This is a genomic window from Aequorivita marina, from assembly GCF_031631895.2.
GTDB lineage: Bacteria > Bacteroidota > Bacteroidia > Flavobacteriales > Flavobacteriaceae > Aequorivita > Aequorivita marina.
The window spans coordinates 356,521-383,496 of the sequence record NZ_JAVMBW020000002.1 but is presented as its reverse complement, the minus strand read 5'-3'; the positions used below and the strand labels follow the sequence as shown (position 1 = coordinate 383,496).

Below are 26,976 nucleotides of genomic sequence, written 5' to 3'. Positions count from 1 at the left end.
ATTACCCTTAAATCGATTAGTTTGCTAAGCAATTAAATTACACCCTTCTTTGGGTGCTAATAATTTTTTTAATCTAAAATTCAATAATGAAAAAAACTTACACAATTATTCTCTTGGCTTTGCTCTTTGCTTTCAAAGGGTGGTCACAGGATTTATTACAACCTTTTATAGAGGATGTAGAACAACAAGCAGATTTTTCGCAAACCAATTTAGAAGGATGGACTTCACTTGATTTGGATGGTTTAAATACAGCCGGACCATTTCAAAGCTTCCCTGGAAAGGGGGGACCCTTAGGCTTTTTTGTTTACACGCCTTCACAAACAAATCCACCAAATACCTTAGAGGCTTATATACCTCATTCTGGTGAAAAATATTTTGCTAGTGTTTCTTCATATAGTGGTCCTGCAAACGACTGGTTAATTTCCGATGAACTTCAAGATCATCCTGGAGGAGTGCTTTCTTTTTATGTAAAAAGTTCATTCGATTATTCTGGGCTCGATGAGTTTAAAGTAGGATATTCTATGTCGGGATCAAATACCGAAGACTTTACTTTGTTTAATGGAGGAAATACTACCTCGCCTACCACTAATTGGGCTAAGTATGAGTATGTAATTCCTCCTGGAGCAAAACACCTTGCGATTAACTGTGTTTCTCAAGCTGTTATGATGTTGGTAGACGATATTCAATTTGTCCATAATGTAGATTCACAAGCCCCAAATGCAATTACAGACTTATCTGTAAATACTGTATTAGGAAATGATATAGAAGTTACTTTCAATTGGAATAACCCAGAGATTGATAAAGCTGGTAATCCTTTAACTGACATAACAGGGGTGAAAGTTTATAGAGGTACAAACCCTATGAACTTGACCGAAATTGCAGATGTAAGCGGTGCTGTAGGTGAGAGTATGACCTATGTTGATTTATTACCTGAGGGCGGTTCATATATTCACAGGATGGTACCGTACAATAACTCAGGAAATGGAGTTGTGCATACAACCCCACTTACTTTTTTTGGGTATGAAACTATTCCTGGAGCCCCTAACAATATTACTTTTACTCAAAATGGAAGTTTACAAACAGTGATTTCTTGGGATGAAGTTGATTACGGTGTTTTAGGGGGTACGCTTGAAGATCCTGTAGTTGGATATACTATCATTAGAAAGCTAGGGAGCCAAACAGAAACTCTTGTCGAAATGTATGCAAATACAACGTATACTGAAACAGAAATTCCAGATTTTAACCTTTATACTTATGAAATAATTGCACAAACTAGCCCTAATAATTTAGGAATACCTGCAGTTGTTTCAGCCTATTCAGGAATGGGTGAAAATCAAATGTCTGTTACTAATGGTAATAAAGCTTCAGATCAAGGGTTTGAACTAAGTAGAGCATCTATTATATCACAAAGTATTTATACAGCCGATCAGATTAGTAGTACAGGTCTTATCACTTCGCTTTCTTACTTTGGTAACTTAGGAACTACTAGTTCAAGTCGTTATAAAATATACATGAGTACAACAAATAGGGAAACATTTGGTACAAGTTTGAATAATGCGGTTTGGGAGTATTTTGGAGATCAAAAACTCTTATATGATGGAGATATTGAGTTTTTGGAAGGTAGAAATGCCATTACAATAGATTTAGACCAGCCATTTTATTATGATGCGGCAAGTGGTGAAAATGTTATTATAACTATCGTCAAACCGCTATTGGAAAACCCACCTTCGGTAAACCCTAGAGAGTTTTATAACACTCCTGTAGAAGGGATGCGTACATATTATTCTATTGGTTATACTACAGACTTAAGTTTAATAACAAACCAACCGCCAGCTTGGTCTACAGAGGAGGTGACTACTATACCAAGTATAGTTATGGAAAAAAGAACCGACTATGGTAGCCTTGCAGGGACAGTTTCGCTTTTAGATGATAACTCTCCTATAGAAGGAGTAACAGTTACAGTTACACCAGAAGGAGCTTCAGCATATCAAACGGAAATAGTACTAACAAATGAGTTAGGGGTTTATACAGTTCCAGCATTAATGCCAGGAGATTATTTGGCTACATTTAGTAAGGATACTTATAATACTTATGAAACAAGTTTTACTATTACAGCAAACCAAGAGCTTATTTTAGATGCAATGCTTACCAATGCAACCCCAATTGTAATTTCTGGGTCTGTAATGGATGAAGATGGAACAGCAATCCAAGGAGCTACTTTAACGCTAGCTGGCTATTCTGACTATATAACAACTACTGATGCTTTAGGGAGCTTTACTTTAGATGCATTCGGAGAAAAGGGATACGAACTCGAAGTATTTCACCCGCTTTATGAATCAGAGAATATAACTTTTACTAGCGAAGAAGCAGATTATACTCTAGATCCTTTTCAATTAGAACTAGCATTGCATAAACCTGTTGATATTGCAGCTGTAAACAATAATGGAGTAGGCGATGTGGATTGGAATACACCGGTAGGATACTTCAATGAGAAAACCATTGGCTGGGGAAGTTTTAATACTACAGGCGAAAAATGGGGTAATGGAGGAGATCCATTTATTTCTGGAATTAGGTTCGAAACTTCTGATTTAGAAACTTTAATTGACGAAGATGCTAAACTTACACATGTTAAAGCATATATCTCTAATAATGCCGAAATTATCGTAAAGGTTTTTGAAGGTGAAAATGCAGAACAATTAGTGTATTCTCAACCTGCATCTATCACTGAAGAAGGGTGGTATATCTTCGAGCTTTCTACCTCTATACCTATAGATGTGTCAAAAGAGCTGTGGATAAGTATAGAGTTTTTAGCCGGACAATACGGAGCTTACCCTATAGGTCTAGACGACGGGCCTAGTGTACCTGGAAGAAAGGGCGGAATGAAATATGAAAATGGTGTTTGGACAGGCCTAAACCTTACTAATAAAAACTGGACTATATATGGTATTGTAAACAATACTATGGATGCTAACCCTTCTGGGTACAAGGTTTACAGAAGTCCTGCAGCTGTAAATGATTGGACTGAATTAACACCTGCACCAATTACTGAAACTACTTTTAGTGATACCTCTCTAATTGACCAAGAACCTAATATGTATAAATATGGAATTAGCGCTCTTTATGAAACGGATCTACTGTCAGAAAAAGGAATTTCAAATGAAATTCAACATAATATGTTTTTTGATTTCACTCTAGAAATAAACACTGATTTTGGAAGTGCTGAAGGTGCTTATATCTCTATTTGGAATGCGGATAATTTTGTTGAGGGCTTTATTCCTAATGGTACAAACTCGTTAACCTTCCCTGACTTATTAACAGGAGATTATACAGTAAGCGTAGAATTAGAGAACTATGATGTTGTAGAGCTTACAGATGTAACTGTAGAAGATACTAATACCATAGTTGTACCACTTACACTTTTAAAAGTACAGCCATCAAACCTCATAGCTGCCATAGAGGGGGCGTCTTCTGCTAGACTAGATTGGACGCTTCATCAATCTTTTACAGATAAATTTGAAAAGTATGAAGATTTTGAGCGCGAGAATATAGGTGAATACATACTCAAGGATTTAGATGGACTTGAAACGCATACTTATACAAACTTCACTTGGCCAAATGCTGGGGCACCAATGTCTTTTATGGTATTTAATCCATATTCAACGACTCCTGCAATTGACCGTGAAGCATTATCAGGACGTAGATATCTAACTGCCTTTGCTGGGCCAAATGGTGCAAATAATGATTGGCTGATAATTCCTGCAGGTCCTGGTGAATTTAGTTTTAATGCCTCATCGCTTGTAGGATCAGATCCTGAAAAAATAAAAGTCTTATATTCTACTTCAGGAAGTGAACCTTCGGATTTTACGGCTTTTGGTGGTGAAATCACTGTGCCAGAGAATTGGACTGAATATAGTTTTGACGCTCCAGAAGAGACTAAATATGTTGCTATTAACTATGTAAGTAACGATACGTATTTCGTTTTGATTGATGATGTTGCTTATGAAAGGAATTACAGTCATGAACTTTCATATAATATATACCTAGATGGGGAACTGGTTTCTTCATCCGTAACCGAAACAACATTTACTTTAGAAAACTTGACAAGTGGATCGCATTTGGCTGAGGTTGAGGCAGTTTATGAAACAGGAGTATCTGAAAAAACTGAAGTGTTATTCACCTTGCTTGACATAGAAAGTTACAATAAAGATGCTTTTCAGATATATCCAAACCCTACATCAGGGATATTTTCAATAGTACTTGCCGAGCAAGCTGATGTAAGTGTAATAGATATGCATGGTAGAGTATTACGCAAGTCTGTAATAGAAGCAGGTACATCTTTAATGAACCTAGACCTTTCTTCAGGCACCTATATTATAAATGTAGTGTCGGAAAATGGAATGTCTTCTAAAAAACTAATTGTGCATTAATTAATGCTAAAGTCATAATTATTAAAGCTGTCTTATTTTTAGGAATTAGGCAGCTTTTTTATTGGTAATAACTAGATGCTTACCTTCATTTTTAACAATCTCCTGCTCCCGCACGTATCCTTGGTGCGACGATATACATTTGCTTTCACAGTTTTCAACGTCTTAAGTCATCAACCCATATCAAGGTCGTACACTTTGGCAGTTCCTATTCAGAATTACCAGATCATGCTCCCGAAGGTTGTGGTAGGTAGGTAGCGGGAAGATTTATGAATGGATGATATCTCGGGGGCTTTAATATTATAAATGTATAAGGAATTGGGGGGGTGAATGCTATGCAATCGCATGCCAGTGGGGAGATGACGAGAATTTAAGTTTGATGAGAAAAGAACGCGAGCGGGGGAAATCCAAACGGAAACCGATAGCCCTTACTATTGGAACGAAATCGAAGTCTTAGAGTTGGGTGTTGTAGGGTAGGGGTTGTATGGGAGTTTGGGTACTTGGTACTGGAATGAGACTTGTTAGGAACGCGAGCGGACTCGCGCACCAGCGGGGGAATTGAAACCGAAACCGAAACCGAAAACCAAATCTTAATTTTAGAGTTTAGATGGTTTATTGATTGTAGTGATTTGGGTTGGTTTTTAACATTAAATGGTTGATGTTAACATTTCATTTGGTTTATAAATAGGATTCGGGTACATTTGAGGGTAAATCAGTATAAACTGTAGTGTCCAATAGGGATATATATATGCCAGGCTTTAAGGAAATGGGGTTTATATGATTGTTACCTGCAAGCTGAAAAGCCAACGCGCAGTCAAGCCCATTTTGTTTTTCTCGTACCTCAAAAAACAAAAAGAGCTTGCCTTTACCAACCACTTACGAAATTTGAAATTTATTTTATACTCATAATATGAGATATTGAAAATACTTTTTATACATTAGACGACTGAATTAAAATGATTCAAAAATGAACCGAATAAAGGAAGTTCTAGAGCAAAAAGGGAAAAAGCAAGTTTGGCTAGCTGAACAGTTAGGTAAAAGTTACAATATGGTAAACTCATATGCTCAAAACCGAAGACAACCGAGTATAGAAATACTTTATGAAATTGGAAAGATTTTAAAAGTAGATGCTAAAGAACTATTAATAAGTTCAAAATTATTAGCGCATAATGAATAGTCCTTTAAAAAACAGTTTTCGCGTTCAAATTGAATCTCTAAATTTATTCAAATTTCAGGATTTTATAACTGAACTTTTTATTTTAAGATATGGTTCTGAAAACTATATTCCACCAAGAGAGATAAAAGATAAAGGTGCAGATGGAATTATAACTTCATCAAATACATTAGTTGCTTGTTATGGTCCAAAAAGTGTTGACAAAAATAGATATTTAAAAAAAATTGAGGATGATTTTGAATCATACGAAGAAAATTGGATAGACGATTATAAAAATTGGATGTTTGTAACGAACAATGATATTCCAGAATACGCTATAAAAAAAATAAATGCTTTAAAGCCTGATGCGACTCAAATTGGTATTAAAAACATACTACAGTTTATTGAAGAACTAACTAGCTCTCAAAAAAGAACATTAGGCACTTTTTTAAATATCAATCGTGATTTATTCGCCAGAGATTACTTGAAAGAGCTAATTGAAGATTTAATAAAAGATGCAGAGTTTACTATAGAGAACGTTGATTATAAAACACAAATCTATTTTCCTGATAAAGTTTCTATAAATTTTAAACAGAAAGACATTAATAAGGTTTTAGACGAATATGATAGTTATTTCGAAAATGGAGTTTTCAATGTAATAGGCGGTTTGTTATTTGGTTATGAAGACGAAGATTTTGAAAAGTTAAAACACAAAATAAAATACGATTATACAAATGAATCAGGAAGCTTTAAAAAAAGATTAAAGCAAATGATAGATAAGTACTTAAACAAATATGCATCTGAAAATGACGATGAATATTTATATTATTTAAGAGCCATTTTACTATATTTATTTGAGCAATGTATTATTGGAGATAAAACCAAAGCAGAGAAATGATTTTACCACATCCAGAAACAGATTTTTCAACCAACATTTTAGTTGTTGCATCTGATATTATTAAAGAACTTCAAAAACATAAGACATCTGTTCTTTTAGAAAAAATTATGGACTCTTTTTTGAAAAAAGACATAAAACGTACACCAGATTTATTTATCAAAAGCATTACTTTTTTATATAGTTTCGGTTTGATTGAATACTCAAACTATAAGGTAAAATTAATTCCAAAAGAACCTAAACACCAACAACAGAATCTATTTTAATAAAAAATGCTAAAAAAATTATTTTCAAATACAGGATTAATAGATGAAGTTGTTTTTCACGCTGGAATTAATATTATTCTTGGTAAATATTCTAAAGACAAAGAGGCTCAAGGAATAAATGGAATTGGTAAATCTACTTTAATTCGATTAATAGATTACACCTTTTTATCAGATAGTGCTCAAAAAATATTCTTAAATAAAAAATATGATTTTTTAAGAAAAAGTGAACACGAAATCACATTAGAATTTGAAATAAATAACAAACCTTATTTCATTCAAAGGGATTTCAGTACTAAAATGAAAATTCAATTTGGCTCTTCACTTCATAAGTTAGATAATTTTGAAAAAAGTGAATTGAAATCAATATTGACTAATTTGTATTTGCCTGTTGAAAAAAATGACGTATTCTTCACAGGTAACAAATTTAGAACGCTTTTTGACTTCTTTATAAAAGATGATTTAGACAATCAAAAAAGATTTGAACCTCTCAATTTTCTTAAATACAATGCAAATTTAAAAGAAAAAGCAATATTCAATTTTTTCTTACTTGACTTACCTACTTCACATTTGATAGACTATAACGAACAATCAAAAGAGTATGATAAATTCAAATCTGCAATTGATACATCAGAACAAAAAATAAAGATTGACACAGGTAAATCTATTCAAGAATATAGAAGTGAAAGATTTAATATAGAACAAAGAATTTCACTTTTAGAAGAAAGTTTAGATAGCTATCAATTTATAGAAAAATATAAGGATGTAGAAAAACAATTAGCAAAAGTAACTAAACAAATAAATGATAAACTGAAAGAATATAATTCTTTAGATATCAAAGTTTCAAAAATAAAAGAAAGTTATGATTTAGACCAGAATGTGGAAACACAAGAAATTAGAAAAATCTATAACGAAGTATTAGAAAATTTTGGAAATCAAGTTGCAAAAACATTAGAAGAAGTTATTGATTTCAAGAATAACATTCTTAATAATAGAAAAAAGTATTTATTACAAAAAGAACAAAAATTACAGTTAGTAATCGATAGCGTACTTCAAGACATTTCAATACTTGAAAACAAAAGAAGTCAACTTTACAAGGCTTTAGATGAAAAAGGAGCACTTGACAGTATAAAAAACACATACGAAGAACTAGTAATCGAAAAAACAGACCTTGAAAAAAACCTTCAATTAATTAAACAAATTGATGAGTACCAAGAAATGTTAACCAACCTCAATGTTTCAATTAGTGAAGTAAGAAGATTAATTTCTGTAGAAATAAAGGAATTTCAAAGACATATAGATGACTTAAGAAAGTTATTTATAGATATTCTCAAAAATGCAATATTTGTAGATGAATCTTACGAAAATGCATATTTTGATATTACACCTAATCCTTCTTCTAACAGAAAAAAATTACCGTTTAATATTGAGATTGAGATACCTAAAGCTGATGCACTAGGACAATCAAGACTTAAAATTGTTGCCTACGATTTAATGGTTTTTTTATACAATATTGAAATTAACAGAAAGGTTCCTGATTTTCTGATTCACGATGGTGTTTTCCACGGAATTTCAATGAAGACGAAAATTAATACAATCAATTATGTTTATCATAAATATCTTGAACATATTGACAAAAAACAATTCCAATATATTTTGACATTTAACGAAGATGAAATAATCACAAATGATGATGACTCGGAGTATGGAATTTTTGATTTTGATTTTCACAAAAGTGTAATAGCTGAATTTCAAGATGTCCAAGATAAAACTATATTTAAACGAATTTTTGGATAGTGGAATTGCCAACGCTTAAAGCCATACACATTTACAGTCGCTTAAGCCAAAACATCACCAAAACTGTAAAAGAGTATAGCTCTGCCAACGCTAGCAAGTTTGCGGAATGAAAAGCCAGCAGGTAACACCGTATATAATTTATTGCTGGCTTCTCGCCTACTTACGAAAGTCCTCGCGGACTTTCTTGGTTGGTAATTATTTACTAAATTAGTTGCTTAAACCACGCAACAAACCATATACAAACACGTTGGCAACAATTAGAAAAAAAAATCAAGAAAGAATAATTATGATTAAAATTAGATTAATAATTCTGTTAATTTTAATTTCAAATTCATTATTAGCTCAAAATGAAAATGAAATTATTCAATTTAATGATAAACTAAATAAATTTAACAATGTACGAGATTTCTGTATTTCTAACGATGGAGCTGAAGCTTTTTTTACTATACAAAGTCCTTTTTCAGAAATCTCACAAATTGCAAGTATCAGAAAAGAAAATAACGAATGGCTAGAACCTGAACTATTACCTTTTTGCGATTCCTATATGTATTTAGAGCCTTTTTTATCAGCAAATGGAAACCGCCTATTTTTTGTTTCGGACAAACCAATAGATGTAAATAATAATAATAAAGATTTTGACATTTGGTATGTTGACAGGAATAATAAAGATGATAAATGGTCTGAACCTAAAAACATTGGAAAACCTATTAATTCAGATTTAGATGAATTTTACCCTTCAGTTAGCGACAATAACAATCTATATTTCACAATGGATTCCCCAAATGGTTTTGGGAAAGATGATATTTATTTTTGTAAATGGGAGAACGATAAATATTTAGCTCCTATCCTTTTAAGTAAGAATATAAATAGTAATGGATATGAATTTAATGCTTTTATATCCAAAAAAGAAAATTTTCTGTTATTTACAAAATATAATGAGAAAGATGGACACGGAAGTGGTGACTTATACATTTCAAAAAAAGATAAAAGTGGAGAATGGCAAAAAGCGAAAAATTTAGGGACTCCTATTAATACGAAATATATGGAATATTGCCCTTTCTATGATGAGGAAAACCAAATCTTATATTTTACAAGCAAAAGAAACAATCTTAATCCCAAAAAATTTAACAATATTTCAGAATTTAGAAAATATATTACAGAAAACTCAAATGGCTTGAGTAAAATTTATTCAACATCAATAAAATTAAAATAATAACTGTTGCCAATAACTAAGCATTCCCCGATAATAATCGGGGCAGGCTGTGTGGTAGGTACTGCCTGTTTCGATTTTTCGGGAACCGAACATGAATGCAGTGTTGACTGAACCGGTGTAAGTCGATTAGCCTCTATGGGGATTGGTCTGTTTTGGGATGGATTTTCAGGAGTTGGTTGTTCCAGTTTTGGTTATACCGGACTCTTATACTTCTCTGTAATAAAAAAACACGTTGCTTTTTGTAGTTTTTCTACTCTGTTTTTCAGTTCAACGCATTGGAACGCGATGCAATCGCGCACCAGCGGGGGATTAGAAAACTATACCTTGACTCCGCTCGGCCACCGGAGCTTCGAAACAAAATTTTAAAACAATAAACCAGGTGGAGTAACCTCTTTAAGAATATGAGGTTTGTCCGTATTGATGCTTCGTTTGTAAAGATCGGTGCTTACGGGGTGGGCTTTGAATTCTTTTGAGGTGAAGCCGTTAGCAATTAATTCTAAGATATTTTCTTCATTTAGATTGGGGTTGAACCATTCGTTGTATAGGCCTTCGTCTATGACGAAGGGTTGGCGTTTTTTTATATTGTGAACCTCAGTAAAGAAGGGATTGGCTTCCATTGTCAAGATGGAACAGGAAAATTGGTTGGTATCTTTTTCCATTTCGGAATAGATGCCACCAAAAGCGAAGAGGTGACGGCCATCTTCAAAATTTTCGGAGGGAATATAACAGAAGTAGGGGATGGAGGTTCCTGCGGTTTTATGAGGTTCAAAAAAGCCGTCTGCTATTATTAAACAGCGTTTGTCATTTGCTCCTTCTTTGGAGAGGCCTTTAAAAAGGCTTTCGGAGCGTATGTTTAGTGTGTTATATTTTTTTTGAAACGCAGGGATGTCTTTCATTCCCCAAGTAGGGATATATCCCCAACTTGCAGGATAGATGGTGTTAGGCTCGTCCATTTTTATTATTTGTAGCTTGGGATGGGTGAAGCCGGAACGGTGGTAATATGGCTCGTATTCATCTGGATCAGCAAACTTTTTATGGAAATATTCCTGGACTTGGGATTTCATTTTTGTGAGGGCGGTTTCATAACACATTTTTTCTAGATGTTAGATATGAGACGTGAGATGTTAGATGATTTAGTTTTGTGATAACCTCATCATTTCTTGTATTAGTTGATCTGGTGGTAGTTGTTTAGTGAGGTGTTTTAAAGAGCTCTTTGCATTTTCTTTCATTTTATAGGCTTGGCTTCCTGTGATGTTGAGGTCTTCGACATTTTTGATTGTGGTTTCCATGACCACTATGTTTAACAATCTTCTCATTTGATCGGAGTTTAAATGAGGGGCTCCTTTTGCGTTTAGAAAGTTACTAAAATATTTTATGTATTGCATTGCTCGGATTTTATCCAAAAATATGGAATATTTCCAAAATATAGGAGTTGATTTTTAGATTGTCGTTAGAAATGGGATTCTTATGTTTAAAATCTTGAGACTTGACTATATATCAGGATTCTCTGACTCCATAGAAAAGTTGCTGTGATGCGTTTAATACAGGGGCTTAAACTTGAATAGATTGTACAGCGAGATAAGAGTGCTGGGATGAGAATTGAATAGGGAACGCGAGCGGACTCGCGCACCAGCGGGGGTGCCTATGGCAAAATCGAAATTGAAACCAAATCGATTTCGATTGCTATTGAGCGAAATCTTAATTCTGGAATTGGGTGTTGTAGGGTGGGAGATGAGGGAAAGCTTGGGTAATGGAAGGGCAATTGTTAGGAACGCGAGCGAACTCGCGCACCAGCGGGGGCTTAAACTTGAATAGATTGTACAGCGAGATAAGAGTGCTGGGATGAGAATTGAATAGGGAACGTGAGCGGACTCGCGCACCAGCGGGGGTAGTGATGAGGATCGATTAGAATATTTGTTTAAACTATATGACGAGATGCTAAATAAAGAAACTTTGTTTGCAAAGCAGAGGAAAAAGAGAATCAAGAAATAGTTTGCTTACGGTTTTCATTGTGTTTTCGAAACCAAAGTGTTTAGCTGTCGGTTTTCGTCATCAAGATAGCTTGTTTACGGTTTCCCTTTTTTTTTCGTAATCAACGTATTTAGCTATCGGTTTTCGTCATCAAGATAGTTTATTTACGGTTTTCTCCATTTTTCCGTAATCAAAAGTGTTTTAAATTAATATTTTCAATATTTTTGTTATACACAAGAAGTTACTATGGAATACAATATAGAAAATGCTGTAAAATATCATTACGATAAATTTCCGCCAGAAAGCATTGATTTTTCAGTATTTATACAGGAATTAATTGGTGCAACCGAGGCACTTGCACGTTTTGACCAGATGTTGAAGAATTTGCATAATACGGAGATTTTGCTGGCCCCATTACGAAATCAAGAAGCAGTCATCTCGTCGAGGATAGAAGGTACAATCAGTACTATGGATGAAATTCTACAATATGAAGCCGATCATGATGGAGTAGAGGATACTTCGGTCCGCTCGGATGTTATCGAAACCATCTTATACCAGCGAGCATTAAAGAATGCACAATCTGCATTAGAGGATGGCTACCCCTTTTCGATAAGTTTTGTAAAACAAATGCATCAACAATTATTGTTTTTAGGACGTGGAGCAAAGAAGTCTCCTGGTGAATTTAAGCAAGAACAAAATTTTCTTGCAGATAAACTGAAGAAGGAGATTCTATTTATTCCAATTAGTCCAGAAAAACTGATAGATGGTTTAGAGCTGCTGTTTCAGTATTTAGAAGAGAGTGATTTACCAGCATTGATAAAAACAGCTATAATGCATTTAGAGTTTGAGGCTTTACACCCTTTTCAAGATGGAAATGGGAGAATAGGAAGGATGATGATTACTTTAAATTTATGGAAAGAAAAATTGCTTTCTCAACCACATTTTTATATCAGTGGATATTTTGAAGAGCATAAGGAGGAATACATACAGCATATGCGAAACGTATCGGTTAGCAATGATTGGAATGAATGGATAAAATTCTTTTTAATGGCCGTAGAAAATCAGGCAATACGAAACTTAGAAGTAGCGGAAAGCATCAAAAACCTCTATGAGCAAACAAAAGCAGAGTTTTCTGAATTACTTGCTTCTAAATGGAATTTGGAGATACTAGATTATATCTTCACGAATCCTATATTTAGAAATAATAAATTTGTGAAGAGCACAGGGATTCCAAATGCTACAGCGGTCCCTATTATAAAAAAACTTGTAGAAGCAGAATATTTAGTGGTTAGAGAGGAGTCTTCGGGAAGAAGAGCAGCGTTATATGCTTTTGAACCAATGATGAAATTGGTTAGAGTATAATTATAAGGTTCTTTCTAAACATATTAAAAACAGAACAACCATATGAGTCAAAAAAAATATACTGATTACGTAAAGCCTATCAATACGGTAGAGGTAGCCTATGCTCAAACAGGAAATAGTAAGCGTACGAACGAAATGGGAATGCGAGAAATGCAGACTAAAGCTTATGAAGCTCGAACTGCTCAGTATTTACTTTTAAAAGCTCCTTCTGCTTCTGGAAAGTCGCGTGCATTAATGTTTATAGCATTAGATAAGCTTTATCATCAAGGAATAAAAAAAGCGATTGTAGCGGTTCCAGAACGAGGATCGGGTTTTTGTCATTTTCAATTACTCCTAAAGTGCAAAACAAAATATAGTCCTAGCTGTTCGGCTGCATCACGCTTAAACTATTAAATATTTAACATTATTGAGGAATCCCTTAATAGGATGACTTTTTCTTTTTGTAAATTGTCCGACTTGATATGGTCCCTAAAGAATGCTATGACAATGGATCAAGTTAAAATCCATTTCTTAATAATTTAAGTCCTGTATAATATGGACAATCATTAAGGGAGCATCATTATAAACCTAAAACATTTAATAGAAAATATACAATGACAAGTACAAATCAACGCGCCCAATTACAAAGCCAAATTTGGAGAATAGCCAACGATGTTCGTGGCTCGGTAGATGGATGGGATTTTAAACACTTCGTGTTAGGAACACTCTTCTATCGCTTTATTAGTGAGAACTTCACTCTTTATATTGAAGGTGGGGATGATAGTGTGGATTACGTCAGCTTATCGGATGATGTGATAACAGCGGAGATTAAAGATGATGCGATTAAAACGAAAGGCTATTTTATCTACCCAAGTCAGCTTTTTAAAAATATCGCTAAAGGTGCCAATACCAATGAAAATCTGAATACAGATTTGGCTGCTATTTTCGCTGCTATTGAAAATTCAGCCAATGGGTATCCGTCCGAAGATGATATAAAAGGATTATTTGCAGACTTTGATACGACCAGTAGTCGATTAGGGAATACAGTGAATAATAAAAACAGCCGTTTGGCAAAAGTTTTAAAAGGTGTAGAAGGCTTGAACTTGGGCGATTTTGAAGATAATGAGATTGACCTGTTTGGGGATGCGTATGAGTTTTTGATTTCCAATTACGCAGCGAATGCGGGAAAATCGGGAGGGGAGTTTTTTACACCTCAAAATGTGTCGAAACTAATCGCACAATTAGCTATGCATGGACAAAAAACCGTCAATAAAATTTACGATCCGGCCGCAGGGTCTGGATCTTTATTGTTGCAGGCTAAAAAGCATTTTGACAATCATATTATTGAAGAAGGATTTTTTGGGCAGGAAATCAATCATACCACCTATAATCTGGCACGTATGAATATGTTTTTGCACAACATTAATTACGACAAGTTTCATATTGTACTTGGAGATACGCTTATAGATCCAAAGTTGGGAGACGACAAACCCTTTGATGCCATTGTTTCTAATCCTCCTTATTCTGTAAAGTGGATTGGGAGTGCCGACCCAACGCTAATCAACGATGATCGTTTTGCGCCTGCGGGTGTTCTTGCTCCCAAATCTAAGGCAGATTTTGCCTTTGTGCTGCATGCGTTGAGTTACCTATCGAGTAAAGGTAGGGCTGCGTTGGTCTGTTTTCCTGGTATCTTTTACCGTGGGGGTGCAGAACAGAAGATTAGAAAGTATGTGATAGACAATAACTTTGTGGAAACTGTTATTTCTTTGCCTCCGAATCTCTTTTTTGGTACTTCTATAGCAGTAAATATCCTGGTGTTGTCAAAAAGTAAAACAGATAACAAGACACAATTTATCGATGCCAGTGGTGAAGATTTCTTCAAGAAAGCTACCAACAACAATGTGCTGACCGACAAGCATATTGCGAAGATTATGAAAATTTTCGACAGCAAAGAAGCTGTGGAGTATGTGTCAACTACGGTTGATAATAAAAAAATAGCGAAGAATGATTACAACCTTTCGGTAACTTCCTATGTGGAATTTGAGGATACCAGAGAAGTGATTGATATTGAGGTGCTCAATTCTGAAATAGCTGAAACGGTGAAAAAGATTGATCGCCTTAGAACGGATATTGATTCAATTGTAAAGAGTATATCTTAGAATGGAAAGCAGTATGGAAGAACAAAAAGGTGAATTAATCATATATCAAAGAGAAGACGGATTAACTAAAATTGAAGTTCGTCTTGAAGATGAAAATGTATGGCTTTCGCAACAACAAATGGCAGCGCTTTATCAATCATCGAGAACCAATGTGGTGGAGCATATTAAAAACATCTATGATGAAGGGGAGCTAGACAAAAATTCAACCTGTCGGAATTTCCGACAAGTTCGATTAGAGGGCAATCGTCAAGTAGAAAGAGAAATACCTTTTTATAACCTTGATATGATTATTTCATTGGGGTACAGAATAAAGTCCTCCACTGCCACAAAATTCCGTATTTGGGCTACCCAACGACTTAAAGAGTACATTGTCAAAGGTTTTACTATGGATGATGACCGTCTAAAAAACTTAGGCGGAGGAAATTATTGGAAGGAACTACTGGACCGTATCCGCGATATACGTTCGAGTGAAAAAGTGATGTATCGGCAGGTATTGGATTTATACGCTACGGCTATTGATTACGATTCCAAAAGCGAAGAGAGTATCACTTTTTTCAAAATTGTTCAAAATAAATTGCATTACGCTGCACATGGCCATACAGCAAGCGAGGTTATCTATATGCGTGTGGATAGCGATAAACCCTTTGCAGGTTTAACCAATTTCAAAGGAGAGCAACCGACACAAGCGGAAGCTATGATTGCTAAAAATTATTTGGAGGAAAAGGAGTTAAAAATACTCAATAATTTAGTTGCTGCTTATTTTGATTTGGCCGAATTAAATGCCATAGAAGAACGGGAAATGCGTATGGCCGATTATATAAAAGAATTGGATACTATTTTAAAATCTGCAGGGCGTAAAATACTTAGTGATGCCGGCAAAATATCAGCTAAAGATGCCAAGATAAAAGTAAGTTCAGAATATAAGAACTATAAAAGCCAAACACTTAGCGGGGTAGAAAAGGATTATTTAAAAACGATTGCTGAAATTGAAAAAGAAGCAAAGAAAAAAGGGAAGGCATGAGTTATTTAGAGAAATTATTGAAAGGGGTTGAAATAGAGTGGAAAGATTTGGGAGAGCATACAATCTATGAACAACCAACTAAGTATAGAGTAAAATCAACGAATTACAATGATGAATTTGAGACACCTGTTTTAACAGCAGGAAAATCTTTTATTCTTGGATATACTGATGAACTTAATGGTATTTATTATGCCTCGAAAAGTCCAGTAATTATTTTTGATGATTTTACTACAGCAAATAAATGGGTTGACTTTGATTTTAAAGTTAAATCATCTGCGATGAAGATGATTACTTCAAAGGATGAATCTAAATTATTATTAAGATTTGTGTATCATTGGTTAAACACATTGCCAAGTGGATTAGTTGCAGGTGACCATAAAAGACAATGGATTAGTAATTATGCTAAGAAAAAAATCCCCATCCCACCCCTCGAAATTCAGGAAGAAATCGTTCGTATTCTCGATACGTTTACAGAGCTTACAGCAGAGCTTACAGCAGAGCTTACAGCTCGTAAACAACAGTATGAGTATTATCGGGAGGAGTTGTTGAGTTTTGAGGAGGGAGACGGTTCGGCAAGCTCACCGCAACGAGTGGAATGGAGGACGTTGGGGGAAGTTGCGGAAAATTTGGACTCAATGAGAAAACCAATAACAAGTGGACTAAGAGAATCAGGTGACATACCATATTATGGCGCATCGGGTATTGTTGATTATGTAAAAGACTATATTTTCGATGGAGATTTTTTATTGGTTTCCGAAGATGGAGCAAATTTAATCGCAAGAAATACACCTATAGCATTCAGTGTAAGTGGGAAGTGCTGGGTGAACAATCATGCTCATGTGTTGAAATTCAAGAGTTATTCAGATAGAAAATTTGTTGAATACTTTTTGAACAGTATTGACTTAACGCAATATATATCAGGTGCGGCTCAACCTAAATTAAACCAGAAGAACCTAAACAGTATCAAAATTCCAACCCCATTACCCGAAATAAAAGAAGAAATAGTAGCTATCCTCGATAAATTCGACACGCTTGCAAATTCTATCAGCGAAGGTTTACCCAAAGAGATTGAATTGAGAAATAAACAGTATGAGTATTATCGAGATTTGTTATTGACTTTCCCTAGCACTAACCACGAAAAACACAAAAGGCACGAAATACAGTAATAAAAGAATGATGAACGAGAAGATAATTTATAAAGAAGAAGGCTATGCTATTCAGGGGGCTATTTTTGAAGTGTATCGTGAAATGGGTTCTGGTTTCTTGGAGGCCGTTTATCAAGAGTGCTTAGAAAAGGAATTAAGTTTTCGTAATATTCCCTTTGTAGCTCAGGCAGTATTGGCATTATCATATAAAGGTGAAGCGTTAAAACAAAGGTATATTCCCGACATAATTTGCTACGGCAAAATAATTGTAGAACTTAAAGCCTCAAACCAAACCGCACCTATACATGAAGCTCAGGTACTCAATTACCTTAAAGCAACAAATATGAAATTGGGGCTACTCGTGAATTTCGGCACCTACCCTAAAGCAAATATTAAACGACTCGCATTATAATTTCGTGTTTTTCGTGCCTTTCGTAAAAAACACCTTCCATGGTTAAAAACTAAAAACAATGAGTACATACAAAACAATCGCAGAATCCAATAACTTCATCGTTCTTGATAAATACACCAAATATTCGGAGGCACATGAAACTTCCGCTTCTTACCAAACGGAATCTGCATTGGAGCGAGAATTTATTCAGGATTTAATCAACCAAGGGTATGAAAGTCCTGATAATCTTACTTCGCTTCAAGCTATGCTTGCCAATGTTCGAGTGCAACTGCAAACGCTGAATGATATGACGTTTTCTAATGGGGAATGGGCGCGTTTTGTAGAGGAGTATTTGGATAGACCTGGTGATAATATTGTAGAGAAGACAAGAAAGATTCACGATGATTATATCTATGATTTTGTCTTTGATGATGGGCGCATCCAAAATATTTATTTGGTTGATAAAAAGAATATTGTACGCAACAAGGTTCAGGTAATCAAACAATTTGAGCAGACAGGGACACATTCCAATCGGTATGATGTTACCATTTTGGTGAATGGCTTGCCTTTGGTGCAAGTGGAATTAAAAAAGAGAGGGGTTGCCATCCGCGAAGCTTTTAATCAATTGCATCGATATAGTAAAGAAAGCTTCAACAGTGAAAATTCGCTTTACAAGTATTTACAGGTTTTTGTTATTACCAACGGAACAGACAGCCGTTATTTTGCCAACACCGTAAAGCGCAATAAAAACAGTTATGACTTTACTACGAACTGGGCAAAGGCTGATAATTCCTTGATAAAAGATCTAAAAGATTTTACAGCTACCTTTTTTCAAAAACATACCTTATTAAATGTACTGCTTAATTATTCGGTTTTTGATGTAAGCGACACCTTGCTTATCATGCGTCCGTATCAAATTGCAGCTACGGAACGAATTTTATGGAAAATCAAAAGTTCCTATGAAGCCAAAAAATGGTCAACTCCTGAAGGTGGTGGTTTTATATGGCATACTACCGGATCGGGAAAAACCCTGACCAGTTTCAAAGCAGCAAGATTAGCCACTGAATTGGATTATATAGATAAAGTCTTTTTTGTGGTGGACCGCAAGGATTTGGACTATCAGACGATGAAAGAGTACCAACGATTTTCTTCTGATAGTGTAAACGGATCGGAGAGCACTGCGGGGTTAAAAAGAAATATTGAAAAAGATGACAATAAGATTATTGTCACCACCATTCAGAAGTTGAATAATCTGATGAAAGGCGAAAACAATTTGACCATTTTTCAAAAGCAAGTGGTTTTTATTTTTGATGAAGCCCATCGATCACAGTTTGGGGAAGCACAAAAGAATTTAAAAAAGAAGTTTAAAAAGTATTATCAATTTGGATTTACTGGAACTCCCATTTTTCCGCAGAATGCGTTGGGTTCAGAAACAACAGCAAGCGTATTTGGTAGGGAATTACATTCGTATGTAATTACAGATGCTATTCGCGATGATAAGGTGCTTAAATTCAAGGTAGATTACAATGATGTACGACCACAATTTAAGGGAATAGAAACCGAAATAGACGATAAAAAGCTGAGCGCTTCTGAAAACAAGAAAGCCTTGCTCCATCCGGTTCGAATCAAAGAAATTTCGCAATATATTCTGCAGAATTTCCGACAGAAAACTCATAGAACACGCGGCAGCAACACGGGTTTTAATGCCATGTTTACGGTGAGTAGCATAGATGCGGCTAAATGTTATTATGAAGAATTAAGCAAACTACAAAAAGGAAGTGAAAAGCCTTTAAAAATAGCAACCATTTTTTCGTACGCAGCCAATGAGGAGCAAAGCGCCATTGGTGAAATACTGGATGAAAGTTTTGAGCCTTCAGCAATGAATCTTAGTGCAAAAGAATTTTTGACCGGAGCGATCGATGACTATAACAAAATGTTTAAAATGAATTTTGGCGTTGACAGTAATGGTTTTCAAGACTATTATCGAGACCTGGCCAAACGGGTAAAAAACCAGGAAGTTGATTTGTTGATTGTAGTTGGCATGTTCCTTACTGGTTTTGATGCGCCTACGCTCAATACGCTCTATGTAGATAAGAACTTGCGTTATCATGGATTAATTCAGGCTTTTTCCCGCACAAACCGAATTTATGATGCAACCAAAACATTCGGAAACATTATTACTTTCCGCGATTTAGAAAAAGCAACCGTTGACGCTATCACCTTGTTTGGAGACAGTAATACTAAAAACGTAGTATTAGAGAAGAGTTACAAAGAATATTTAGAAGGCTTTTCCGACATTGCCACGGGAGAAGCTAAAAGAGGTTATATTGAGGTTGTAAGAGAACTAAACGAAAAATTTCCAAATCCCGATGAGATTTTCAAAGAGACGGACAAAAAGGAGTTTGTAAGGTTATTTGGTGAGTATTTGCGGGTTGAAAATATTCTTCAAAACTATGATGAGTTTACCAATCTTAAAGCACTTCAATCTGTTGATTTGACTGATTTGGAGGCTGTAGAAGAGTTTAAAGAAACTCATTTTGTTACGGATGAGGATATCGCTGCAATGCGAGCCATTGAATTGCCGGCAGACCGTACCCTCCAAGATTATCGCTCTACCTATAATGACATTCGTGATTGGTTGAGAGAAGAAAAGAGAGGTAAAGAAGCGGAAGAGTCTTCCATTGATTGGGAAGATGTGGTTTTTGAAGTGGATCTGCTTAAATCACAAGAGATAAACTTAGATTATATCCTTGAGCTGATTTTCGAAGAAAATAAAAAGACAAAAGACAAAGCCTCTTTAATTGAGGAAATCAGAAGAATTATTCGTGCCAGTTTGGGTAATAGAGCGAAGGAGAGCTTGGTTGTTGATTTTATTAATAAAACTGAGCTTGACACCATTGAAGATAAGGCAGGTATTATAGATGCTTTTTTTGTGTATGCGCAAGAAAAGCAGCAAATGGAGGCCACGGAGCTAATAACAACAGAGGATTTAAACGTGGAAGAGGCAAAGCGTTATATCACTGCTTCTTTAAAACGCGAGTATGCTAGCGAGACCGGAACAGAACTCAATTCCATTTTGCCCAAAATGAGTCCGCTAAACCCACAGTATTTGACTAAAAAGCAAAGTGTATTTGAGAGGATTGTTGCTTTTGTGGAGAAGTTTAAAGGGGTTGGTGGGGAGATATAGATACTCTAGATCAAAAGGCAGACATATTGCCAAAATCCTTACGGAATAGCATTTATTAAACAAAAGAAAGTCACATCTCTTTTTTAAAAAAATAATGATTTGGAAAGCTAACAAGATCTCAATGGCACAACAAAGACTTTTTGAATTAATACGAGATGAAGATGTGGTTCTGTTTGTAGGAGCTGGGGATTTTACTTCAGAATCAGGGAAAGTTGCTTTAGCATCGGGAAAATTAGAAGCTTAAATGATTCAGTTTTAAAGAGCAATGGCATTTATCGAGATTTTCAGAAAGCAACACTCGGAGCATTAATAAGGATTGCAAACGAAAACAACCTTTTACTGAAAATGATAAAACAGCTTTTAAAGCAATTTCTAAACAACGAAATTATTTGACACATAATATTTATGCGCTATTTACGGACTTGATTGACGAAACAATCTTAAAAAAAGTAAATTTAATGGATTCAGATATTAATCTTTATATTGATAGAACTTAGCAATTAAGAGATAGTTTAAATGAGCTTGCTGAAGTTATCAGAAAGAAAACAGTTGTCAAATAGCTATACTATATTGAAAACTTACTTAATTTTTTTAATTAACACCTTCTGTTAATTAAAATATTATATCTTTGTTCCCGAGGGGAGTGCAATATTTAAACCAATGAAAATTACGTTTGCAACCAAGAGACTAAGCAAATATGCACACCACGACCGAGAAGCTGTTAAGAAACTTGGCAAAAGATGCGCCGTTATATTTAAAACACGACTGGATGATTTAAAAGCAGCTGCTACTCTTGAAGATGTTAGATACTTGCCCGGTCGCTATCACGAGTTGACTGGGAATAGAAAAGGACAATGGGCTTGCGATCTTAAGCATCCCTATCGCTTAATTTTTGAACCCCATGAACAGCCTATACCGACAGGTGAAGATGGCCAGTATTTGTGGGTGGAAATAAAAGGAATTGAGATCATCGAAATTACGGATTACCACTAATTATGAGCTTAAAAGAAAATCAATATTATCCAGAAGTTGTTACTCATCCCGGTTTCACTCTGGGGCAGAAGTTGGAGGAATTGGGAATGGGGCCTAAGGAATTTGCCATTCGTGTGGACAAGCCCCAGAAGACTATTTCCGAGATTCTTTCAGGTCAGAGTTCGATTACTTCTGAAATGGCAGTGAAATTTGAGGATGTTTTAAAGATTCCTGCTTCTTTTTGGTTAAAAAGACAACAGGATTTTGACGAGGCAAAGGCGAGAATGGAAAGGGAGGAAATTGTAAAAAACGCTTCATCTTGGGCACGCTTATTTCCTTACGCCAAAATGGCTGCTAAAGGGTGGGTACCCAAAACCCGAAAGGTGGAGGAAAAAGTGAAAGCATTATTCAGCTTTTTTCAGGTTTCTACTCATGAAGCTTGGGAGAGATACTATTTTGAGAAAGCGCTGCTGGTGGAATTTAGAATTTCCTTGGCGCATGCGAATAAACCTTATGCTGTTGCGGCCTGGTTAAGACAAGGTGAGTTGCAAGCTGCATCTATAGAGACTCAAGAATACGATTCGAAACGGTTACGAGCAAGTTTGCCTGAGATCAAAAAAATTATGGCTACTCAGCCCGAAGATTTTTTCAACCGACTACAGAAAATTTGTGCAAATGCCGGGGTCAAGGTTGTTTACACCCCTTGTTTGCCCGGTGCTCCTATTCACGGATCTACGCGTTGGTTAGGTAATACACCTTTAATTCAGTTGTCAGCCAGGTATAAAACCAATGATAAATTTTGGTTCACATTTTTCCACGAGGTAGGCCATATTTTATTGCACGGTAAAAAATTTATTTCCATAGAAAATGTCTCTTATGATGGTTGGGACAGCGCTAAGGAAAAGGAAGCTGATGATTTTGCAGTGGCTTGGACTTTTACCCAAGAAGAGGAGGAGGAGGTATTGAGCCAAGTACCTTTAAGTCCTGAAGATATTATGAAATACGCAAGAGAATTTGGAACACATCCAGCGATGATTATCGGTCGTTTACAACATAAAAAATTGCTTCCTTACTATAAGGGGAGGGAGTTTATTGAGGCTATTGAGCTTGAGGAAGGATAGAATATTGAATAAGATTTTACTGTTAGTAACGTAGGATATAATTATAGATACCTATCTGAATTGTAATAGCTGGATTGAGGAAATCATAATTATCTTTTAATAAGGAGTTGATGAAGTAGGAAAGTTCTTTTTTATAAAGCAAAATTCAATTGGCGACAGATGACTTAGTGAGATGGTAGATTTTTCCGAGACTTTTATTAATGGGTTGGAGATTCTCTTTCGCTAGGGTTTGTAGGAGAATGTGGTTTCCAACGGAGCGAAATGAGTAATTGTTTAGAGTGAGTATTTGTTGGGGGTTTTTAGTGGTGGGGACAAGAATCTTCCATAGAAAGAATACCGTTTTAAAATAACATAGTAGATGCTTACCCATGCTTTAAGAAGAAGAGTATTGATTATGATTAAGTTGGCTAATTATTTGGCAGCCTGATTGATTATTGGTGCTAAATAAATAATGGGAGAAGTTTGGTTGGATAAGTGGGGGGATTGGATAGGGGTTGTTTTTGAAAATGTTAGTCTAAGATTTTGCAATTGGATGGTAAGTAGTTATGAACAAAAAAGAAGATTTTTTATTGGGGCTCGATGCTGATGGAAGTAGCAGTGATTTTTGGCGAGAATATTATGATTTTTGTCAAAATCTTGAAACCTTAAATGTGGATATCCTTTTTAACTCCCTTACTCTGCTTTTGGAAAGAATCGAAAATGATGGAGCTTTAATTGAGTTTTTAAATGGTGTTGAAAGAGCCTCATCCACCTGTTCTGATTTTGGAAACGATCTATACCATAAATTAGTTAATCAAGAAGATTCTAATAAATTAAGATTGCTAACCAAAGTCTTATCTGGTTTGTATAAAAACGAAAAGAAGGAAACTGTTTTAAAAATTAAAGAATTAGTGCATTCTGGTGATAATGCCAAAGTGATCATTGGTATCCAATCTATCGCTGAACTTGAATCAGAATCATTAAAACTTGAACATGAATTTTTAGAAATTATCGAAGATAAATTTGAAGAGTTTCTTGAAAACCAAGAGTTCAAAAAAATATGGCCTTCGATTCTATTTGCATGTAGAAATAAACGGGAGGTAATAAATAATGCGGATGAATTTATAGGAAGAATTTGGAATGAACCTAGTATAGAAATTCAAATCGAGTTGATTTTTCTTTTATCTTACAATTTAGATATTAATAAAGAAAAGGAGCTCTATATAGAAGTGCTCCATAAGTTAATTTCTCTAAGTATTGAATATAAAGGCGCATATAATCAACTTTCATATACTCTTGGCGATAAAATTAAACAGGAGCCCGAGACAGTAATTAATTTTTTGAATAACTGGGTTGCACATGATGTAGCACACGCAAAGAATATAGACTTATTTAAATTCTTGATTAATTCTATAATTGATGTTGATGTAAGCATATATGCTGAACTTATAACCAACTGGCTGAATTGTGATAATTCCAATTTTCATATCGCCGTTTTTGAAATAATGCGCGCCAAGCATATAAGGAATATTCCAGAGATGAGGATTCCAAATAAATTACTCGAAGAGATGACGGCTTTTGATGTGGAGTATATTACATATAAAATTCTAGGTTATATATATGATAAAAACACTTCAACCTCAATGATATATTCAATTCTTGAAGCTAAAATAAATGACGAGACTGTAGTGAGCTTTTTGAAGAAGGTTTTCGTGGCATATTTTATTTTCAATTACTATGGAACAATCGAATATTTACGTAATAAAAGAAAAAATGCAGCTCCTAAATTAAAAACAATGATTGAAAGCATAATCCTAGAGGGGGAGAAACATTACACAGCATACTCTGAATTGGAATTTTTAAAAGAATTTTCTCCATCAGAAATGAGACTTGGACACATACATAAAATTCAACAAAAAAAAATCAACAAGTCATTTAAAGAAGTCGAGAGAAATGATGATTCTTTCCTCAAACATCTTAAAAACATTCAGTTAAAAGCGGGTGAAACTTCTTTTAGTAAATATATGGGCCAATATACCAAGAAAATGAAACTAGCTAATGTATCCTCAAGTGCTGAGCTACCCAGAGGGGAGTTTATTGATCCAATAGGTCAAAGTAAATTGCGATTGATTTGGCGAAACCATAAAAGACAAGTATGAGATTTTTATTAAGCGAATACATAAGTCTTTTAAAGGAAGACGGTGAACTAGACACTCTGATTACTGATCTTTTGGTAGGGATGAAAATAACGCCATTGTCTAAACCTCAAAAGGGTAGGCAGTATGGGGTGGATATAGCTGCGGTTGGCGTTGACCCCTCGGATAATATCAAAAAAGTATTTCTAATTGCTGTCAAACAGGGAAATTTGACAAGAACGAATTGGGATAGTGGAATTCATTCAGTACGACCCACCCTAAACGAAATAAAGGATACTTATCTAAATGTTATCCTAGACAAAAAGTTAAAAGAATTACCGAAAAAAATTATAGTATGTACTAATGGAGAAATTGTACAAAACGTACGAATAAATTGGAGTACCTACATTAACGAAAACAGTCAGGATAATTTAGAATATGCTTTTTGGGGTATTGGAAAAATCTCTGAAATGCTCGATGTGTATCTGAATAACGAAAAATTATTCCCTTTAGAATATCAATCCAACTTGAGAAAGACATTGGTTTTTATAGATTTACCTGATTATGATTTATCCCATTTTTACGAGTTGATTGAAAAGATTCTACAAAAGGCTGAAAAACAAAAACGAAAAATTCTGCGGCAGCAACGACTAGTTCGATTATGCTTGAACATTATATACAAATGGTCTGAGGAAATAGATAACTTGAAGCCTGCTCTATTAGCAGGGGAAAGATGTATGTTGTTGTCCTGGGACTGGCTTCAGAAAAACCAGCGTCTCGATAAAGAATACGCGCGAAGTGAATTTTATAAATTACATTTCTTAAAAAGGACTATTGGGATTAATTATTTTAATAAAGTAAATGCTCATTACACCACACCTCATAGTCTCTATAAGTACTCCAAAAACAACTTAGAATATACTTTTTCTGTATGGGAAGAAATAGGACTTCTGTCTACTATAGGTTTAACAGAAATTCAAGAGTTTAAAATTCATTATCGAGAAGAGAATGGGGAGCCTGCAGAAACTTATCTTGGAGGGGCACATTCAATTGCAAAGGCTTTAAGTGCCTTAATTCTTCAAAATCCACCAGCTACCTATCCCGTTTATGATGAACATAATATAGAAGTTGCTTTAGCTTTAAATTTTTTAATCAAAATGAACTATAAGGATGTGGCAAAGACTTGGATTAATAATTTAAGTATCGGCATCCATGATAATTTTGCGTTGAACAGATTCTTTCCGCTTTTTCTCACGAATTTTGATAAGCTTGTTGATATAGAAAATGGGGATGATGTTTGTGATATTGATTCTTCTATGTTGTTGATTCTTTTAATTGAATATTCAGTTGTTTTAAATGAAGGTCATCTTTACAACTCTTTAAGAGAGATTATTAAAGAAAAATTTCCCGATTTGAATCTTCAAATTTGGTTTGCAACTAAGGAAACGGAAGATCTTTTCTGTAGAAAGCCATACGATAGAGATACTGGAGCTGTAAAGCATTCAGTAGAGGTTTATGAGAAATTGGAAGACTATCGAACTGAGATGATCGAAGAAGTTGAATTGTTTGTTCCTGAAGATAAATTTAGAATATTCACAGATGGATTTGATATTATCGGGCATTTAGCAAGCCGTCATTATAGGGCACAGCCATTTCCGATTTATTGGAGATCACTACTAAAATCAAATTAGGATATAAGCGTTAATTTACGTCTAATCATTATAGACAATATTAATATTTTCGAAGTTTTAGTTTCAAAGTTTAAAAATAACTCGTTTTTCTTTACACGTTAAGGAATTGTGTTAGGTT

20 protein-coding genes are annotated in these 26,976 nt (G+C 34.8%); 18 read left to right on the top strand and 2 right to left on the bottom strand.

What is annotated here, in order from left to right:
* The first annotated feature begins 86 nt into the window (after positions 1–86).
* The 6 genes from QPK98_RS05735 to QPK98_RS05710 all read left to right on the top strand — a co-directional run bounded on the left by QPK98_RS05735 (position 87) and on the right by QPK98_RS05710 (position 9,745).
* Positions 87–4,427 (top strand): choice-of-anchor J domain-containing protein, encoded by a 4,341-nt coding sequence (locus QPK98_RS05735; RefSeq protein WP_310992102.1) that lies wholly within the window; start codon positions 87–89, stop codon positions 4,425–4,427.
* A gap of 964 nt (positions 4,428–5,391) precedes the next feature.
* Positions 5,392–5,601, top strand: a complete 210-nt coding sequence (locus QPK98_RS05730; RefSeq protein WP_310992101.1) for a helix-turn-helix transcriptional regulator — start codon at positions 5,392–5,394, stop codon at positions 5,599–5,601.
* Positions 5,594–6,475, top strand: a complete 882-nt coding sequence (locus QPK98_RS05725) for a hypothetical protein (RefSeq protein WP_310992100.1) — start codon at positions 5,594–5,596, stop codon at positions 6,473–6,475. The genes QPK98_RS05730 and QPK98_RS05725 overlap by 8 nt, the downstream gene beginning before the upstream one ends.
* The gene (locus QPK98_RS05720) at positions 6,472–6,738 is read left to right on the top strand and encodes a hypothetical protein (RefSeq protein WP_310992099.1); all 267 of its coding nucleotides are present in this window, start codon (positions 6,472–6,474) and stop codon (positions 6,736–6,738) included. Before QPK98_RS05725 ends, QPK98_RS05720 begins: the two co-directional genes overlap by 4 nt.
* A 6-nt stretch (positions 6,739–6,744) precedes the next feature.
* A complete protein-coding gene (locus QPK98_RS05715; protein WP_310992098.1) occupies positions 6,745–8,532 on the top strand; it encodes a DUF2326 domain-containing protein in 1,788 nt (595 codons plus the stop codon).
* A 247-nt stretch (positions 8,533–8,779) separates the two neighbouring features.
* Complete coding sequence (locus tag QPK98_RS05710; RefSeq protein WP_310992097.1) at positions 8,780–9,745, top strand: TolB-like translocation protein; 966 nt, start codon at positions 8,780–8,782, stop codon at positions 9,743–9,745.
* Between the two features lie 362 nt (positions 9,746–10,107).
* Here the strand turns inward: QPK98_RS05710 and QPK98_RS05705 are convergent, their stop codons facing one another.
* Both QPK98_RS05705 and QPK98_RS05700 read right to left on the bottom strand, forming a co-directional pair.
* Positions 10,108–10,836 carry an SOS response-associated peptidase gene (locus tag QPK98_RS05705; protein WP_310992096.1) on the bottom strand — a complete coding sequence of 243 codons (729 nt, stop codon included), beginning with the start codon at positions 10,834–10,836 and terminating at the stop codon, positions 10,108–10,110.
* 42 nt (positions 10,837–10,878) lie between these two features.
* A complete protein-coding gene (locus QPK98_RS05700) occupies positions 10,879–11,061 on the bottom strand; it encodes a hypothetical protein (RefSeq protein ID WP_310992095.1) in 183 nt (60 codons plus the stop codon).
* 901 nt (positions 11,062–11,962) lie between these two features.
* On the opposite strand from QPK98_RS05700, the gene QPK98_RS05695 reads away from it, so the two are divergent.
* The 12 genes from QPK98_RS05695 (at position 11,963) to QPK98_RS05640 (ending at position 26,858) form a co-directional block, all read left to right on the top strand.
* Positions 11,963–13,078: a Fic family protein gene (locus QPK98_RS05695; protein ID WP_310992094.1), complete on the top strand. Its 1,116-nt coding sequence runs from the start codon at positions 11,963–11,965 to the stop codon at positions 13,076–13,078.
* Between the two features lie 42 nt (positions 13,079–13,120).
* Complete coding sequence (locus QPK98_RS05690) at positions 13,121–13,471, top strand: hypothetical protein (protein ID WP_310992093.1); 351 nt, start codon at positions 13,121–13,123, stop codon at positions 13,469–13,471.
* 200 nt (positions 13,472–13,671) lie between these two features.
* Positions 13,672–15,216 carry a type I restriction-modification system subunit M gene (locus QPK98_RS05685; RefSeq protein WP_310992092.1) on the top strand — a complete coding sequence of 515 codons (1,545 nt, stop codon included), beginning with the start codon at positions 13,672–13,674 and terminating at the stop codon, positions 15,214–15,216.
* Positions 15,217–15,229: 13 nt separating this feature from the next.
* Positions 15,230–16,237 carry a virulence RhuM family protein gene (locus QPK98_RS05680; protein WP_310992091.1) on the top strand — a complete coding sequence of 336 codons (1,008 nt, stop codon included), beginning with the start codon at positions 15,230–15,232 and terminating at the stop codon, positions 16,235–16,237.
* Positions 16,234–17,403: a restriction endonuclease subunit S gene (locus QPK98_RS05675; protein ID WP_310992090.1), complete on the top strand. Its 1,170-nt coding sequence runs from the start codon at positions 16,234–16,236 to the stop codon at positions 17,401–17,403. Before QPK98_RS05680 ends, QPK98_RS05675 begins: the two co-directional genes overlap by 4 nt.
* Positions 17,404–17,410: 7 nt before the next feature.
* Positions 17,411–17,794: a GxxExxY protein gene (locus QPK98_RS05670; RefSeq protein WP_310992089.1), complete on the top strand. Its 384-nt coding sequence runs from the start codon at positions 17,411–17,413 to the stop codon at positions 17,792–17,794.
* A 58-nt stretch (positions 17,795–17,852) separates the two neighbouring features.
* On the top strand, positions 17,853–20,960 hold the full coding sequence (locus QPK98_RS05665; RefSeq protein ID WP_310992088.1) for a type I restriction endonuclease subunit R: 3,108 nt from the start codon (positions 17,853–17,855) through the stop codon (positions 20,958–20,960).
* Positions 20,961–21,054: 94 nt separating this feature from the next.
* Positions 21,055–21,204, top strand: a complete 150-nt coding sequence (locus QPK98_RS05660; RefSeq protein WP_310992087.1) for a hypothetical protein — start codon at positions 21,055–21,057, stop codon at positions 21,202–21,204.
* A gap of 416 nt (positions 21,205–21,620) precedes the next feature.
* Positions 21,621–21,953: a type II toxin-antitoxin system RelE/ParE family toxin gene (locus QPK98_RS05655; protein WP_310992086.1), complete on the top strand. Its 333-nt coding sequence runs from the start codon at positions 21,621–21,623 to the stop codon at positions 21,951–21,953.
* Positions 21,954–21,955: 2 nt separating this feature from the next.
* Positions 21,956–23,053 (top strand): HigA family addiction module antitoxin, encoded by a 1,098-nt coding sequence (locus tag QPK98_RS05650; protein WP_310992085.1) that lies wholly within the window; start codon positions 21,956–21,958, stop codon positions 23,051–23,053.
* A gap of 545 nt (positions 23,054–23,598) precedes the next feature.
* Positions 23,599–25,191, top strand: coding sequence for a hypothetical protein (locus QPK98_RS05645; protein WP_310992084.1), 1,593 nt, complete (start codon positions 23,599–23,601; stop codon positions 25,189–25,191).
* Entirely contained in the window at positions 25,188–26,858 is a 1,671-nt protein-coding gene (locus QPK98_RS05640; protein ID WP_310992083.1) for a hypothetical protein, read from the top strand. Before QPK98_RS05645 ends, QPK98_RS05640 begins: the two co-directional genes overlap by 4 nt.
* Positions 26,859–26,976 lie beyond the last annotated feature (118 nt).

Excerpts from the sequence above, each read along its gene's own strand:
- QPK98_RS05675 (WP_310992090.1), top strand. The coding sequence starts at position 16,234 with ATGAGTTATTTAGAGAAATTATTGAAAGGGGTTGAAATAGAGTGGAAA.
- QPK98_RS05715 (WP_310992098.1), top strand. The coding sequence starts at position 6,745 with ATGCTAAAAAAATTATTTTCAAATACAGGATTAATAGATGAAGTTGTT.
- QPK98_RS05725 (WP_310992100.1), top strand. The coding sequence starts at position 5,594 with ATGAATAGTCCTTTAAAAAACAGTTTTCGCGTTCAAATTGAATCTCTA.
- QPK98_RS05705 (WP_310992096.1), bottom strand. The coding sequence starts at position 10,836 with ATGTGTTATGAAACCGCCCTCACAAAAATGAAATCCCAAGTCCAGGAA.
- QPK98_RS05670 (WP_310992089.1), top strand. The coding sequence starts at position 17,411 with ATGATGAACGAGAAGATAATTTATAAAGAAGAAGGCTATGCTATTCAG.
- QPK98_RS05645 (WP_310992084.1), top strand. The coding sequence starts at position 23,599 with ATGAACAAAAAAGAAGATTTTTTATTGGGGCTCGATGCTGATGGAAGT.
- QPK98_RS05720 (WP_310992099.1), top strand. The coding sequence starts at position 6,472 with ATGATTTTACCACATCCAGAAACAGATTTTTCAACCAACATTTTAGTT.
- QPK98_RS05650 (WP_310992085.1), top strand. The coding sequence starts at position 21,956 with ATGAGCTTAAAAGAAAATCAATATTATCCAGAAGTTGTTACTCATCCC.
- QPK98_RS05640 (WP_310992083.1), top strand. The coding sequence starts at position 25,188 with ATGAGATTTTTATTAAGCGAATACATAAGTCTTTTAAAGGAAGACGGT.
- QPK98_RS05690 (WP_310992093.1), top strand. The coding sequence starts at position 13,121 with ATGAGTCAAAAAAAATATACTGATTACGTAAAGCCTATCAATACGGTA.
- QPK98_RS05665 (WP_310992088.1), top strand. The coding sequence starts at position 17,853 with ATGAGTACATACAAAACAATCGCAGAATCCAATAACTTCATCGTTCTT.
- QPK98_RS05730 (WP_310992101.1), top strand. The coding sequence starts at position 5,392 with ATGAACCGAATAAAGGAAGTTCTAGAGCAAAAAGGGAAAAAGCAAGTT.
- QPK98_RS05700 (WP_310992095.1), bottom strand. The coding sequence starts at position 11,061 with ATGAGAAGATTGTTAAACATAGTGGTCATGGAAACCACAATCAAAAAT.
- QPK98_RS05695 (WP_310992094.1), top strand. The coding sequence starts at position 11,963 with ATGGAATACAATATAGAAAATGCTGTAAAATATCATTACGATAAATTT.
- QPK98_RS05660 (WP_310992087.1), top strand. The coding sequence starts at position 21,055 with ATGATTTGGAAAGCTAACAAGATCTCAATGGCACAACAAAGACTTTTT.
- QPK98_RS05655 (WP_310992086.1), top strand. The coding sequence starts at position 21,621 with ATGAAAATTACGTTTGCAACCAAGAGACTAAGCAAATATGCACACCAC.
- QPK98_RS05735 (WP_310992102.1), top strand. The coding sequence starts at position 87 with ATGAAAAAAACTTACACAATTATTCTCTTGGCTTTGCTCTTTGCTTTC.
- QPK98_RS05685 (WP_310992092.1), top strand. The coding sequence starts at position 13,672 with ATGACAAGTACAAATCAACGCGCCCAATTACAAAGCCAAATTTGGAGA.
- QPK98_RS05680 (WP_310992091.1), top strand. The coding sequence starts at position 15,230 with ATGGAAGAACAAAAAGGTGAATTAATCATATATCAAAGAGAAGACGGA.